The sequence below is a fragment of the Pedobacter sp. genome, assembly GCF_045628745.1.
Lineage (GTDB): Bacteria > Bacteroidota > Bacteroidia > Sphingobacteriales > Sphingobacteriaceae > Pedobacter.
Genome location: NZ_JAZQPU010000056.1, coordinates 1 through 14,275, shown reverse-complemented (window position 1 = coordinate 14,275; position 14,275 = coordinate 1). Strand labels below are relative to the sequence as shown.

Here is a 14,275-nt window from a genome sequence, read left to right as displayed (position 1 = left end):
GGGTCTGTCTCCAGAATAATCTTAATCAGCTCCACATGGAAATCAAAAGGACGGTCAAAGTTGTAGATGTAATAAAACTTCTGATGAGGATCTTCAATCAGGCTGCTCAACTTTACATTTTCCATTAAATTAACACCCCTGTCAATTTTTCGCTGATTAGGCAGGTAGGCAATTTCATCCCCTTTAATCCAATGATCAGTACTTACATAAAAAGAGGAGGACTTTTCCGCATCATAACCTGTAGACCGGTGAATTGCTTTGTGTAAATCCTCAAATTTTTGTGTAGACTTGATGTCGATTTCTCTAACCACTTCGTCGAAATCTTCGAAACTTACTTTAAATCTATAAATTGCCATTTGAGCCTTTATTTCTTTTAGTTATTAACAATATGGATTGGTTATATGCTTTTTTGAACAGGGCTTAGGCCATATTCTTTTGCTTTCTTTAACATAAATTGTACCGCTTCCTCGTAAGAATTGGTAATTTCTCCTTCTAGGATGGCCTCGCGAATTGCATTCTTTAATAAACCAACTTCCTTACCTGCGGCAAGGCCGAACATCATCATGATGTCGTTGCCAGAAATAGGGGGTTGCCAGTTCCTCACTTTATCACGTTCCTCAACGTCTTTAAGTTTCTGTTTGACCAGCTCAAAGTTGTTGCGGTATTTTTTTACCTTATATTCATTTTTAGTGGTCACATCAGCATTGCACAACAACATTAAACTTTCAATGTCATCACCAGCATCAAAAAGTAATCGTCTTACGGCAGAGTCAGTGACCACTTCCTGTGCCAAAACAATTGGCCGTAAATGCAGCTGCACTAATTTCTGCACATATTTCATCTTTTCATTCAATGGCAGTTTCAGCTGTGCAAAGATTTGAGGGACCATCCTTGCGCCTTTATCCTCATGACCATGAAAAGTCCAGCCATGTCCTTCCTCAAAACGTTTGGTTGCTGGTTTTGCAATATCGTGTAAAATTGCGGCCCAGCGTAACCATAAATCATTTGTATTCAAAGATATATTATCCAGCACCTGCAGCGTATGGTAAAAATTATCTTTATGCCCTTTTCCGTTAATAATTTCCACACCATAAAGGTTGGCCATTGCCGGAAAAATTAACTTTAACAAGCCTGTATCGAATAGGTATTTAAAACCAATGGATGGTACGGGCGAAAGAATTATTTTATTCAGCTCATCGGTAATGCGTTCTTTAGAAAGAATCGCTACCCTGTCTTTTTGTTTGGTAATGGCCGCTAAGGCAGCTTCATCAATATTGAAATTTAATTGCGAAGCAAAACGGATGGCACGCATCATGCGCAAAGGATCATCAGAAAAGGTAATTTCCGGATTCAGCGGCGTTTTGATCAACTGCTGCTGCAAATCTGCCACACCATCAAAAGGGTCTACTAAAGCACCATAATTAGCCTTATTTAAAGAGATAGCCAAGGCGTTGATGGTGAAATCCCTTCTCAGCTGGTCATCTTCAATGGAGCCATTTTCAACAATAGGTTTCCTGGAGTCTGCACGGTAGGATTCTTTTCTGGCGCCAACAAATTCTAATTCAAGATCCTGATACTTTAACATAGCGGTTCCGAAATTTTTGAACACAGCAACCTTTGTTTTGAGCTGTTTACCTGCTAATTCAGCAAATTCTATTCCATTCCCCAGCACTACAATATCGATATCTTTTGACGGTCGATGCAGGAAAATATCACGTACATAACCTCCAATTACATAAGCTTCGATATTATTATGACTGGCAATATCAGCAAGCACCTTGAAAACCGGATGTTTTAAGTGTTTTTCCATAGTTTTGATCCACAGCAAAAGGCAAGGGTGCCAGCGCAGTTTTTATTTTTGCAAAAGTACTAAAAGTTACCTTCTAATAAAGGAAAATTGCCCACTGGGGCCTAATTTCATTATTGTAGATGATTTTTTAGGGGTAGTGAGTTCCTGCTCCCAATCTACCACATAGTCTACTGCCGCAATAATTTCTGGGTCAATTTCATCAAAGAATGCCGGGGTAGGCTTTCCGGAAATATTTGCAGATGTGGAGGTTATTGGCTTTCTAAACTTTTGCAAGAGCTGTTGACAGAAGTCATGCTTTACCACCCTGATGCCTACAGTACCATCGCTGTTGATTACATTTTTCGCGAGGTTTTTTGCCCCTGAAAATATAATTGTCAAAGGATTTTCTGCATATTCAATCAGCTCATAAGCAACATCAGGAATTTCCGTTACATAACTCTGTAGTTTTGTGTCAGCATCTAAAAGTACAATAAAGCTTTTATCATCCGTACGGCCTTTAATGGCATTTATTTTAGCTGCTGCAGCCTCATTAGTGGCATCACAGCCCAATCCCCATACCGTATCTGTAGGGTACAGGATAACTCCACCCTCTCTCAATACAGTAATGGCCTTATCTATTTCTGTTTTTAACATGATGCAAATTTACCATTTAACGTGTTCAAATAACAGTCCATCATTTTCTTTGCCAATAATTGATCATCGAACTGCTGTACATATTTCAACCCTTCTGCTTTCATGTGCTGCTGCAAGGCAGGATCAGCTAGAACTTTATTCACCTGAAACGTCAAAGCTTCAGCATTATCAGGGGCAATGTAAATACTCGCTGCACCGCCTGCTTCTTCCAAACAGGAGCCTGTTGCAGCAATAACTGGCACATTTCCATATAAGGCTTCAATAATGGGGATTCCAAATCCTTCATACAAAGATGGATATACAAATAAGGATGACAGCTGGTAAATGACAGGTAAATCCTGAAAGGGAATGTTTTCCAGGAAAATCACCCTGTCTTCGAGCTTCAAATGCGCTATTTCTGCTTTTACCAATTTGGCATAGGCCTTTTGCTTACCCACCACAACCAATTTATAGGTTGCATCAATATGGGGTAAAGCCTTAATCAGGAGTAGCAGATTTTTACGGGGCTCAATGGTACCCACATTCAAAATATATTTTGCAGGCAGGTCGTATTGCGCTAATACTTTTTCTCTAATGTCTTGCGGATAGATTTTTTTGAAAGACTCGTCGCAACTTTGATAAATTACTTCTATTTTGTCAGCAGGTACACCATAAAATTCTATAATATCTTTTTTGCTGCGCTCACTAATGGCCACAATGCGGTCGCTATTCTTACAGGCATACTCACTTTTGCGGTTATAGATATATCGATCTACAGCATTATAATATTCCGGAAAACGCAAATAAATGAGGTCGTGAATGGTGACCACAGATTTGATTTTTAAAGGTGCTAAGCCAACTGGAATCTCCTGGCTCAGTCCATGAAACAGGTCAATATGATCCTGTACAAGTTGCTTTTTAATACCGAAACTACGCCACATCAATTTGATGGAATTGCGTAAAGGTAATTTTAAGTTTAGTGGTAAAGACTTAAAAAAGCCCGTAATGCGCGGGCTTTTTGATACTTTAGGGGTATAAACAAAATATTGGTTTTGATCGAAAAGCTGCACCAGTTGTGCAAGCAGCGAGCGACTGTAATTACCTAAGCCGGTAAGGTTGTTGGCCGCTCTTTTTCCATCAAAACCAATATTCATTAGACTGCTACGTTATTATCTCTCAAAGCTTCGTTTAAGGAAGTCTTTTTATCTGTAGATTCTTTACGCATTCCGATGATCAAGGCACATGGCACCTGGAAATCTCCGGCAGGGAAAGTTTTTGTATAACTTCCTGGTATTACTACGGAACGCGCAGGAACGATACCTTTGTATTCTACTGGGGTAGGTCCACTTACATCAATAATTTTTGTTGATGCAGTAAGGACAACATTAGCACCTAATACAGCTTCACGTTCTACACGTACGCCTTCCACAACAATAGCTCTTGAACCAATAAAACAGTTATCTTCAATAATTACCGGTGCAGCCTGGATCGGTTCTAACACACCACCAATACCAACACCACCACTTAAGTGGACATTTTTACCAATTTGTGCACATGAACCTACAGTTGCCCAGGTATCAACCATGGTACCTTCGTCAACATAAGCACCAATATTAACATAAGAAGGCATTAAAATAACCCCTTTAGCTAAATAAGCACCATATCTTGCTACTGCATTAGGCACAACACGCACACCAATTTCTTTGTAATTGGTTTTCAATTTCATTTTATCATGGTAAACGAAAGGTCCTACGGTAATTTCTTTCATTTCTCTGATTGGGAAATAAAGGATTACTGCTTTTTTTACCCATTCATTTATAGCCCATGAATTTAAAATTGGTTCAGCAACTCTAAGTTCACCAGTATCTAACTGCATGATCACGGTTTCAATGGCTTCGTAGTATTGTGAATATTCTAACAAAGTTCTGTCTTCCCAAGCGGCTTCAACCAACTTTTTTAATTCTGCTATCATATGTTTATTTCTAATTTTTCACAAAATAAATGAAATTTATGTATTGAGCGGTGTTTTCTTATGTATTTTTGTTTTTTTATGGCAGAAGCAGAAAAACTTAGGATAGATAAATATTTATGGGCTATACGGCTGTTTAAAACCAGAACATTAGCTACCGAAGCCTGTAAGGCTGGTCGGGTTAAAATGAATGGGCAGAATATTAAGCCTTCGGCCATTGTAAAACCTGGCGATATCTACCAGGTTTCCAAGGGCATCGAGAAGAAATTAATCGAGGTCGTAGAACTTTTATACAATAGGGTGGAAGCTAAAATTGCTGTAACCAAGTATAAGGATATCACCCCTTTAGAAGAAACGCATGCGTTTAAATCTATGTTCCATGCCCCAGTGCTCAAAAGAGACCGTGGCGCCGGCAGACCTACTAAAAGAGACAGACGTGAGATTGACGACCTGACAGATAATCTTTTTGAAGAAGATAAATAAGAGATTTAGTAATCAGTTTTCATTGGCGACTGCGACCACAGGGTAAATGCCTGTTGTGCTTCATCTCTCATCAGTTGGATGACCGGTAAGCTTCTTTCTGCCATGGGTTTTTCTAGTTCTTCATAAATGAATTGGTCGTCAAAACCGATGTTGGCCGCATCATTCTTCGTGTTGGCATAATAAACGGTGGCCATGCGCGACCAGTAAATGGCGCTCAGGCACATCGGACAAGGTTCACAACTGGTGTAAATTACACATCCTGTTAAATCAAAATTATTCAGTTTGGTGCAGGCCAGTCTGATGGCTGATATTTCAGCATGTGCTGTAGGGTCATTTGTTGCTGTTACACAGTTACCACTCTGAGCAATAATTTCGCCATCCTTTACCACAACGGCACCAAAGGGGCCACCGATGCTTTCTAATACGTTTTTCTCCGCTAATTCAATAGCGATGCGCATAAACTTTTCGTGTACTTGTGTATCGTTTTCCATTTCTAACATCAAAAATAAGGTACAAAAAAAATGCCCCGAAAATCAGGGCATCTCCTATTCGTTAATTTGAATTATTTTTTGTCTGCTTTGTAAGCGTCATTTAAGCCTACAATCACTTCACTTGTAATATCTAAAGATTCGTCAGCAAAAAGAATAGCACTGTTTCCTTTTGAATAAGTAAGCACCATTTTAAAACCTTTTTTCTTAGCGTAATCTTTTAAGTAATCAGCTACTTTATCATACAATTTTTCTTGTTCTGTAGCCTGGTCACGTTGTAAAGCTGAACCTGCATTTTGTTGGTAAGCCTGTAATTCTTGTTGTTTACGTGCTAACCTTTGCTCAGTAGAGGCTCTTTGGTCAGCAGGCATTGTATTTTGTGCTTGTTGGTATTCTGTAACTTCTCTTTGGAAAGCCTGAGTTTTAGCACCCATATCTGCTTGAGCAGATTTAGATTTTGCTTCCATTTTAGCTTGTAAGTCTTTAAAGTACTGGTATTTAGTTAATAAAGAGTCAGAGTTAACATACACAATTTGTTCCTTAGTAGATACAGCAGCCGTTTCCGTTTTTGTAGTCGTAGTAGCAGGAGTCTCTTTATTCTGACATGAAGCCATAACAGATACTATAGCAACTGCGGTAGCGATGCCGCTTAATTTTAGTGTCGAGATTTTCATTATTTTATATATTAAATTTTTAAGGGTGATGAATGATCATGAGCTTATTATTGAACAGCATCATGACGTTTTCATTGCGTATTTATTATTTTTTAAAGTTTGATAGCTTACATAAAGGCAGCAGCCTTTTAAAGTTATAAATATAAACGACAGTCGTTAAATTTTAGCAAATATAAAATTTCAAATTTAGTATCCTAAAAAAGAGTGATTTTTACATGTATTTATGCTGTTTTTAGGTCAAATAGTTATCCACATGTGCGGTGGTTTGCGCTTAATTCGTTAATTTTGGATTTAATTTTTTAATGATAAATATGAGCGAAGAACAAGATTCAAAGTCAAATTATTCGGCAGATAATATACAGGTGTTGGAAGGATTAGAAGCGGTTCGTAAACGCCCTTCCATGTATATTGGTGATACAGGTGCCAAAGGCTTACACCATTTGGTATATGAGGTTGTTGATAATTCGATTGATGAAGCATTAGCCGGACACGCGGATACGATCCAGGTAAATATTTTAAAAGACAATTCCATTCGCGTGGAAGATAATGGTCGTGGTATTCCAACAGGCATCACGACTAAAGAGAAAATCTCAGCACTGGAAATTGTAATGACTGTATTACATGCCGGTGGTAAATTCGATAAGGATACGTATAAAGTTTCTGGTGGTCTACACGGTGTAGGGGTAAGTTGCGTTAACGCACTTTCCACTCATTTAAAAGCTGAAGTCCACCGCGAAGGTAAAATATGGGTACAAGAATATAACATTGGTAAGCCATTATATGACGTAAAGTCTATTGGTGAAACTGATAAAAGAGGTACCATTATTACCTTTACCCCAGATGATACCATCTTTACACAAACTACGGAATATCGTTATGATACTTTGGCAGCACGTTTAAGAGAGCTTGCTTATTTAAATAAAGGCATTAAGCTTACCCTAACAGATGAAAGAGAAGTTGATGACAACGGTGACTATACTACTGAACTTTTCCACTCTGAAGGTGGATTAAAAGAATTTGTTCAATTTTTAGATGGCAACCGTCCATCTTTAATTGAAGAACCTATTTACGTAGAGGGAATTAAAAATGGTATTCCTGTAGAACTGGCTTTGCAATACAACGACAGCTATTCTGAGAATGTCCATTCTTACGTTAACAACATCAACACCCATGAGGGGGGTACACATATTGCCGGTTTCAGAAGAGGCTTAACGCGTACTTTAAAAAGTTATGCGGATAAGTCTGGTTTGTTAAAGAACATGAAGGTTGAAATCACGGGTGATGATTTCAGGGAAGGTCTTACGGCTGTAATTTCTGTTAAGGTACAGGAGCCTCAGTTTGAAGGACAGACGAAAACCAAATTAGGAAACTCTGAAGTAATGGGTGCGGTAGATATTGCCGTTGGTGAAGCCTTGAATAACTACCTTGAAGAAAATCCAAGGGAAGCAAAGCTGATCATCAATAAGGTTATTATTGCAGCAACAGCCCGTGCAGCAGCGCGTAAAGCACGCGAAATGGTGCAACGTAAAAGTGTAATGGGGGGCTCTGGTTTACCAGGTAAGCTTGCCGATTGTTCTGACAGTGATCCTGAAAAATGCGAAATCTACCTTGTCGAGGGAGATTCAGCGGGTGGTACGGCAAAACAAGGCCGTGACCGTAATTTCCAGGCTATCCTTCCCCTGAAAGGTAAAATCCTGAATGTGGAAAAAGCCATGGAACATAAGATCTATGAAAATGATGAGATCAAGAACATGTTTACTGCTTTGGGTGTCAGCATTGGTACACCTGAAGATGATAAAGCTTTAAACCTCACTAAACTTCGTTACCACAAAATCGTGATCATGACGGATGCGGATATCGATGGTTCTCACATTACAACCTTAATTTTAACGTTCTTCTTCCGTTACATGAAAGCTTTAATAGAAGCCGGTTACGTTTATATTGCTGCACCGCCTTTGTATTTGGTGAAAAAAGGTAAAGAGCAGGAATATTGCTGGAATGACCAGCAGCGTGACATTGCCGTGCAACGTTTAAAAGGTGCAGGTAAAGAAGAAAGCGTACACATTCAGCGTTATAAGGGTCTTGGTGAGATGAATGCGGAGCAATTATGGGATACTACTTTGAATCCTGCTAACCGTACTTTATTACAGGCAACCATTGAGAATGCTGTGGAATGCGACCGTACCTTCTCCATGTTAATGGGTGATGAGGTTGCACCTAGACGTGATTTCATTGAGAAAAATGCAAAATATGCTAAGATTGATGCTTAATTAAGCTTCTATCAATATAAAAGGCTTGATCATTATGACAGATGATCAAGCCTTTTTTTATACAGCTGAATTTTTATTTGTACAGCTTTAATCGTAATTTCTTGTAATTGAGCACAGCATGGTATTTCAACAGGATGTCTCCACCCAGAATAGCAACAATGGCAGGGTGACCTAACTGCTGGTAAGTCTCATTCACACTTTGCAGGTCTAGACCCACCGCCGTATATTTCTTTAACTTTAAGCCGCCGATCTTGATCAGGGGTAAAGTAGCCAATACTGCATTTGAAGTGCTAAATAGGGTAGTGGCCTGGTGGTCTTCCACATGTGGATCTTCATGGAGTACGATTTCATCACGATGTTCCTCAATCAATGCTTTATCAAATACCGTTCTTGAAGCCCCTGTATCTACAACCGCAAGTTTGATCTCTCCAAAAACAACAATTTCCACCAAAAGGTGGAAACCGTCGTCTTGTAAATTCAGTAGCCTTAGCGGAACAGTAATTTTGTTCATGGCTATTAGATCAGTTGCATTTCTGCCAGCACATTATTCATGCTTCTAACAGCATCGGCACTTTTGTTAAATGCAGCCTGCTCATCTTCTGTCAATTTATAGTCTATAATAGATTCCCATCCATTTTTACCCACAATTACAGGCACGCCTAAACAGATGTCAGTTTGTCCGTATTCGCCCTCTAAGGCAACGCAGCAAGTAAACAATTTCTTTTCATCACGCACAATACTTTCCACCAATGCCGCACCTGCAGCACCTGGAGCATACCATGCCGAAGTGCCTAATAAACCTGTTAATGTTGCCCCGCCAACCATGGTATCAGCAGCAACCTTATCTAAAGTAGCTTTGTCTAATAACTCACTTACCGGTAAACTTTGGTAAGTAGCGTAGCGTGTTAAAGGAATCATAGTAGTATCACCGTGACCACCAATTACAAAGCCTTGCAGGTCATTTGAATTGCAGTTTAAAGCAACACTTAAATAATATTTAAAACGTGAACTGTCTAACGTTCCACCCATGCCGATGATTCTGTTTTTAGGCAGACCCAAAGATTTTAAGGCAAGGTAAGTCATGGTATCCATTGGGTTGCTGATTACGATAATGATCGCCTTTGGAGAGTATTTTAAAATATTCTCTGCCACACCTTTTACAATGCCTGCGTTTATGCCAATCAGCTCTTCCCTGGTCATCCCCGGTTTTCGAGGTAAACCCGATGTAATCACTGCCACGGCAGATCCTGCTGTTTTGCTGTAATCGTTGGTCACTCCCGTAACTTTGGTGTCAAAGCCCAAAAGTGCCGCCGTTTGCATCATATCAATGGCTTTACCTTCAGCAAAACCTTCTTTTATATCTAATAAAACTAGTTCTTGTGCTAATTCTTTTCTTGCGATATTATCAGCACAAGTAGCGCCTACGGCACCAGCCCCTACAACAGTTATTTTCATAGTTTTCTAATTTTTACTTTAATTGTTATAAAGCTATCATCAGCTGGGTTTCGCTTTTTCAAAGCGGCAAGCTGATAATGGTTTCATAAAAAGGTTTCATCCTTTAAAGGTGCAAATTTAATTATTTAATGCATCATGCAACCCTTTTCATTTATGACAAGGTATAAAATTAGGCCTTCATAAAAAATGCTTTTTAAAACTTTATGTTTCGTTACGGGTTTTATGATAAAGAATTTACATTTGCTTCATCGTAAATTAATGGACCCGATCATGGATAATATGCCTGTAGAAAAAGTTGACGTGCTATCCTATGCTGGAAAGTGGTATTCGCTTTATTCAATACCAACCTTTATGGATACCCATTGGCGACAAACCACCATGACCCATGTTATTCACCCTGATGGCTACTATGCGGTCTTTACCACTTACAAAGTTGTAGGAGAAGACAAGCAGAAATACATGCGCTCCAAGCTCTTTACCGTTCGCGGTACAGGCAATGCAGAATATAAAGCACAAATGGTTTGGCCTTTCAAATTTAATTATTGGATCATCGAACTCCCTGAAGATTACTCTTATGTAGTTGTAGGTCATCCCGAACATAAATGTCTTTTCATCATGGCCCGCAAACCATTTTTACCCAAGGATGTGCTAGATGAAATTATTAGTCGCTGTAAAGCAAAAGGTTATGATACCAGCAAGCTAGTTAGTCAGGAACACAAGCCACAAACAAGAGATAAAGCTTCCGTACATTAACAAATTCTACCCCTTAGGCTGCGAAAAAAATCCGTAATTTTGCTGCCGATATGTATTTGATTTTTGACACCGAGACCACTGGTTTACCAGGTAATTATAATGCGCCCATTACCAATACGGCTAACTGGCCGCGCTGTATACAAATTGCCTGGCAACTGCACGACGAATATGGAAAACTGATTGAACATCAGGACTTTCTTGTTCGCCCGGATGGTTTTAATATCCCCTATGATGCCGAGCGTATCCACGGTATTTCTACAGAACTTGCTGAAGAACAAGGTATAGCCCTTGAAGAGGCTTTGGCAAAGTTCAATATGGCACTGTCGAAAGCACAGTTTTTAGTAGGACAAAACGTAGGATTCGATGTCAATATCATGGGCTGTGAATTCTATCGCCTGGGCATAGAAAACCGCCTTGCCGAAATGCCAGTGCTTGATACCTGTACTGAAGTAACCGCTGAATTATTGAAACTGCCGGGAGGCCGTGGTGGTAAATTTAAATTGCCCAACCTCACCGAGCTGCACCAGTATCTATTTGGTGAACCTTTTTCTGAGGCCCACAATGCTACTGCCGATGTGGAAGCTACTACCCGTTGTTTCCTTCAATTAGTGAAAATGGACGGCTATAAGCCAGAACAATTGCAACGCGGACAAGAATACCTGCAGGCATTCAAACAAGCCAATCCCGGTGTTATTCAGAAAGCCGGTATCCACCACGTCAACCTTAAACAGGCCTCACAGTCCATTAGAGAAAGACTACAAAAAACTGCCGGTGGAGGCATTTCCAAACAAACGTTAAAAGAAAATAAACAAGAGTTACAGGATGCCACCTTTGTGCACCTGCATAACCATACGCAGTTTTCTGTACTGCAGTCTACCATTAACATTCCTGCGCTGATTAAAGCTGCCGCGGCCGATAAAATGCCTGCTGTAGCCATGACAGATCATGCCAATATGATGGGGGCCTTCCATTTTGTAAGTCAGGTGCTGAACCATAATAAAAGTGCGGAGGCTAAAAATCAACAGGCTATTGAAAAAGGTGAAGAGCCTGTGGATGTGATGATCAAACCTATTGTAGGTTGTGAGTTTTTTGTCTGTGAAAACCACCTTGATAAAAGTCGCAAGGATAATGGCTTCCAGATCGTTTTGATGGCTAAAAGCAAAAAAGGCTACCATAACCTGGCAAAAATGTCTTCCATTGCCTATACCAAAGGCTTTTATTATGTGCCACGGATAGACAGGGACGTGATAGAGCAATACAAAGAAGACATTATTGTGCTATCGGGTAACCTTTATGGTGAAGTTTCCAGCAAGCTGCTCAACGTTGGTGAAAACCAGGCCGAAGAAGCTTTGTTGTGGTGGAAAGAGAAATTCGGTCCTGATTTTTATGTGGAGGTGATGCGCCACAACCAGGAAGACGAGAATATTGTCAACAAAACTTTAATTACGCTGGCCAATAAACACAATGTTAAAATTGTGGCCACTAATAATACCTATTACATCAATAAAAAAGATGCCAATGCGCATGATATTTTATTATGTGTAAAAGATGGGGAAAAACAAGCCACACCAATTGGTCGTGGTCGTGGTTTCCGCTATGGTCTACCAAACCAGGAATATTATTTTAAATCTGGTGAAGAAATGAAAGCGCTCTTTGCAGATCTGCCAGAAGCTATTGTCAACATCCAGGAGATCGTTGATAAGATAGAGATTTACAAGTTAGCCAGAGAGGTATTATTACCTAAATTTGGTATCCCAGAAGAGTTTTTAGTAGCCGAAGATGAAGCCGATGGTGGCAAACGCGGGGAGAATAAATACTTGCGTCACCTGGCTTATGAAGGGGCTAAAAAACGCTATGGCGAAATTACACCAGCCATAGACGAGCGGATGGACTTTGAGCTGAAGACCATTGAAAAAACCGGTTATCCTGGTTACTTCTTAATTGTGCAGGATTTTATTGCCGAAGCACGCAAGCTTGATGTTTCTGTAGGCCCGGGCAGGGGTTCTGCTGCAGGTTCTGCAGTAGCCTATTGTCTTGGCATTACCAATATTGACCCTATAAAGTACGATTTACTATTTGAGCGTTTCCTAAACCCCGACAGGGTATCCATGCCTGATATCGATATCGATTTTGATGATGAAGGCAGGGGCAGGGTAATGGATTACGTGATCAACAAATATGGCTCCAATCAGGTGGCTCAGATCATCACCTATGGTACCATGGCTGCCAAGTCTTCAATTAAAGATACAGCAAGGGTGTTGGATTTACCGCTTTTTGAAGCCAACAGGATAGCCAAGCTGATTCCCAATATGAAACTCGCCAAGATTTTCAATCTTGATGAAAAATCATTGAAGGATGGCCTCCGTCCAGATGAATATGAACGCGTGGTAGAGTTAAAGGGCATTGCCAATGCAAAGGACCTCAGTGCGGAGACCATTTCGCAGGCGCAGATTCTGGAGGGATCTTTAAGAAATACAGGTATCCATGCCTGTGGGGTCATCATCACCCCAGATGACATTACTAACTTTGTGCCTGTTGCTACGGCAAAGGACTCTGATCTCTACGTTACCCAGTTTGACAACTCCGTGGTAGAGAGCGCGGGTCTGCTTAAGATGGACTTTTTGGGTTTAAAAACCCTTACCCTGATTAAGGATACGGTGAAACTGGTAAAATTAAGAAGTGGTATTGAACTCGATCCTGATGAGTTTCCGATAGATGACGTTAAAACCTACGAACTTTTCCAGCGTGGCGACACCATCGGTATTTTCCAGTACGAGTCTAATGGCATGCAGAAATACATGAAGGAGTTGAAACCTACTGTATTTGCCGATTTAATTGCTATGAACGCCCTTTATCGCCCAGGACCACTGGAATATATCCCGAGTTTCGTACGTCGTAAAAATGGTGAAGAAGAGATCAAATATGACCTTGATGCCTGTGAAGAATATTTAAAGGAAACTTACGGGATTACCGTTTACCAGGAACAGGTGATGCTTTTATCGCAGAAACTGGCAGGTTTTACCAAAGGTGAGGCCGACGTTTTGCGGAAGGCCATGGGTAAAAAGCAAAAGGATGTACTGGATAAAATGAAGCCTAAATTTGTGGCTCAGGCAGCAGAAAAGGGCCATGCACCACAGGTGCTGGAGAAAATATGGAAAGATTGGGAAGCCTTTGCTTCTTATGCCTTCAATAAATCTCACTCTACCTGTTATGCCTGGATTGCTTATCAAACAGCTTATTTAAAGGCACATTACCCGGCAGAATATATGGCTGCGGTACTAACCAACAACATGAGCGACATCAAACAGGTAGCCTTCTTTATGGAAGAATGCCGAAAGATGGATGTGCAGGTTTTAGGTCCTGATGTCAATGAATCTGACATTAAATTCTCTGTAAACGATCGTGGCGAAGTGCGCTTCGGCCTTTCAGGGGTTAAAGGTGTTGGAGAGAAAGCGGTAGAAAGTATTATTGAAGAGCGCAATGCCCGAGGTATGTTTACCAGTGTGTACGACTTTGCTAAACGTTCTAACACCCGTACGGTTAATAAAAAAGCTTATGAAAGCTTTGTCCACAGTGGCGCTTTTGATGGTTTTGGTTACCACAGGGCACAGTTCTTCTTTGTCGGCATTAACGACAAGCTAAATGGTATTGAGAAACTGATTAAATATGCCAACGACTTTCAGAACAATGAATCGTCGGCACAGTCTTCTTTATTCGGAGGCTCCATTGCCGATTTAATTTTAGAACCTTCCTTGCCGGTA

Annotated in this window: 13 protein-coding genes; 4 read left to right on the top strand and 9 right to left on the bottom strand. The window is 40.3% G+C overall.

What is annotated here, in order from left to right; all coding sequences use genetic code 11:
- The 5 genes from ACR2F7_RS02630 to ACR2F7_RS02610 form a co-directional block, all read right to left on the bottom strand.
- Positions 1-356: IS1096 element passenger TnpR family protein (locus ACR2F7_RS02630; RefSeq protein WP_432712062.1), on the bottom strand; the 356-nt coding region annotated here is incomplete at its 3' end.
- A 41-nt stretch (positions 357-397) separates the two neighbouring features.
- Positions 398-1,810, bottom strand: coding sequence for a CCA tRNA nucleotidyltransferase (locus tag ACR2F7_RS02625; RefSeq protein WP_432712061.1), 1,413 nt, complete (start codon positions 1,808-1,810; stop codon positions 398-400).
- A 66-nt stretch (positions 1,811-1,876) separates the two neighbouring features.
- Positions 1,877-2,443, bottom strand: a complete 567-nt coding sequence (locus ACR2F7_RS02620; protein WP_432712060.1) for an L-threonylcarbamoyladenylate synthase — start codon at positions 2,441-2,443, stop codon at positions 1,877-1,879.
- Complete coding sequence (locus ACR2F7_RS02615) at positions 2,437-3,576, bottom strand: glycosyltransferase family 4 protein (protein ID WP_432712059.1); 1,140 nt, start codon at positions 3,574-3,576, stop codon at positions 2,437-2,439. Before ACR2F7_RS02615 ends, ACR2F7_RS02620 begins: the two co-directional genes overlap by 7 nt.
- Positions 3,576-4,394 carry a 2,3,4,5-tetrahydropyridine-2,6-dicarboxylate N-succinyltransferase gene (locus tag ACR2F7_RS02610; protein WP_432712058.1) on the bottom strand — a complete coding sequence of 273 codons (819 nt, stop codon included), beginning with the start codon at positions 4,392-4,394 and terminating at the stop codon, positions 3,576-3,578. Before ACR2F7_RS02610 ends, ACR2F7_RS02615 begins: the two co-directional genes overlap by 1 nt.
- Positions 4,395-4,472: 78 nt before the next feature.
- On the opposite strand from ACR2F7_RS02610, the gene ACR2F7_RS02605 reads away from it, so the two are divergent.
- Positions 4,473-4,874 (top strand): RNA-binding S4 domain-containing protein, encoded by a 402-nt coding sequence (locus tag ACR2F7_RS02605; RefSeq protein ID WP_432712057.1) that lies wholly within the window; start codon positions 4,473-4,475, stop codon positions 4,872-4,874.
- 5 nt (positions 4,875-4,879) lie between these two features.
- Here the strand turns inward: ACR2F7_RS02605 and ACR2F7_RS02600 are convergent, their stop codons facing one another.
- Positions 4,880-5,365: a nucleoside deaminase gene (locus tag ACR2F7_RS02600; protein ID WP_432712056.1), complete on the bottom strand. Its 486-nt coding sequence runs from the start codon at positions 5,363-5,365 to the stop codon at positions 4,880-4,882.
- A 71-nt stretch (positions 5,366-5,436) separates the two neighbouring features.
- Positions 5,437-6,036, bottom strand: a complete 600-nt coding sequence (locus ACR2F7_RS02595; protein ID WP_432712055.1) for an OmpH family outer membrane protein — start codon at positions 6,034-6,036, stop codon at positions 5,437-5,439.
- Positions 6,037-6,347: 311 nt separating this feature from the next.
- Between ACR2F7_RS02595 and gyrB the strand changes: the two genes are divergently transcribed.
- Positions 6,348-8,306 carry a DNA topoisomerase (ATP-hydrolyzing) subunit B gene (gene gyrB, locus ACR2F7_RS02590; protein WP_432712054.1) on the top strand — a complete coding sequence of 653 codons (1,959 nt, stop codon included), beginning with the start codon at positions 6,348-6,350 and terminating at the stop codon, positions 8,304-8,306.
- Between the two features lie 73 nt (positions 8,307-8,379).
- Here gyrB and ACR2F7_RS02585 read toward each other — a convergent pair whose 3' ends face one another.
- Entirely contained in the window at positions 8,380-8,817 is a 438-nt protein-coding gene (locus tag ACR2F7_RS02585; RefSeq protein ID WP_432712053.1) for an aspartyl protease family protein, read from the bottom strand.
- A 5-nt stretch (positions 8,818-8,822) separates the two neighbouring features.
- Entirely contained in the window at positions 8,823-9,761 is a 939-nt protein-coding gene (mdh, locus tag ACR2F7_RS02580; RefSeq protein WP_432712052.1) for a malate dehydrogenase, read from the bottom strand.
- A gap of 258 nt (positions 9,762-10,019) precedes the next feature.
- Here mdh and ACR2F7_RS02575 point away from each other — a divergent pair, with 258 nt between their 5' ends.
- Together ACR2F7_RS02575 and dnaE are read left to right on the top strand one after the other, a co-directional pair.
- Positions 10,020-10,514 (top strand): lipocalin family protein, encoded by a 495-nt coding sequence (locus ACR2F7_RS02575; RefSeq protein WP_432712051.1) that lies wholly within the window; start codon positions 10,020-10,022, stop codon positions 10,512-10,514.
- A gap of 50 nt (positions 10,515-10,564) precedes the next feature.
- Positions 10,565-14,275: DNA polymerase III subunit alpha (dnaE, locus tag ACR2F7_RS02570; RefSeq protein ID WP_432712050.1), on the top strand; the 3,711-nt coding region annotated here is incomplete at its 3' end.

Excerpts from the sequence above, each read along its gene's own strand:
- ACR2F7_RS02625 (WP_432712061.1), bottom strand. The coding sequence starts at position 1,810 with ATGGAAAAACACTTAAAACATCCGGTTTTCAAGGTGCTTGCTGATATT.
- ACR2F7_RS02620 (WP_432712060.1), bottom strand. The coding sequence starts at position 2,443 with ATGTTAAAAACAGAAATAGATAAGGCCATTACTGTATTGAGAGAGGGT.
- ACR2F7_RS02615 (WP_432712059.1), bottom strand. The coding sequence starts at position 3,576 with ATGAATATTGGTTTTGATGGAAAAAGAGCGGCCAACAACCTTACCGGC.
- ACR2F7_RS02610 (WP_432712058.1), bottom strand. The coding sequence starts at position 4,394 with ATGATAGCAGAATTAAAAAAGTTGGTTGAAGCCGCTTGGGAAGACAGA.
- ACR2F7_RS02605 (WP_432712057.1), top strand. The coding sequence starts at position 4,473 with ATGGCAGAAGCAGAAAAACTTAGGATAGATAAATATTTATGGGCTATA.
- ACR2F7_RS02600 (WP_432712056.1), bottom strand. The coding sequence starts at position 5,365 with ATGGAAAACGATACACAAGTACACGAAAAGTTTATGCGCATCGCTATT.
- ACR2F7_RS02595 (WP_432712055.1), bottom strand. The coding sequence starts at position 6,036 with ATGAAAATCTCGACACTAAAATTAAGCGGCATCGCTACCGCAGTTGCT.
- gyrB (WP_432712054.1), top strand. The coding sequence starts at position 6,348 with ATGAGCGAAGAACAAGATTCAAAGTCAAATTATTCGGCAGATAATATA.
- ACR2F7_RS02585 (WP_432712053.1), bottom strand. The coding sequence starts at position 8,817 with ATGAACAAAATTACTGTTCCGCTAAGGCTACTGAATTTACAAGACGAC.
- mdh (WP_432712052.1), bottom strand. The coding sequence starts at position 9,761 with ATGAAAATAACTGTTGTAGGGGCTGGTGCCGTAGGCGCTACTTGTGCT.
- ACR2F7_RS02575 (WP_432712051.1), top strand. The coding sequence starts at position 10,020 with ATGGACCCGATCATGGATAATATGCCTGTAGAAAAAGTTGACGTGCTA.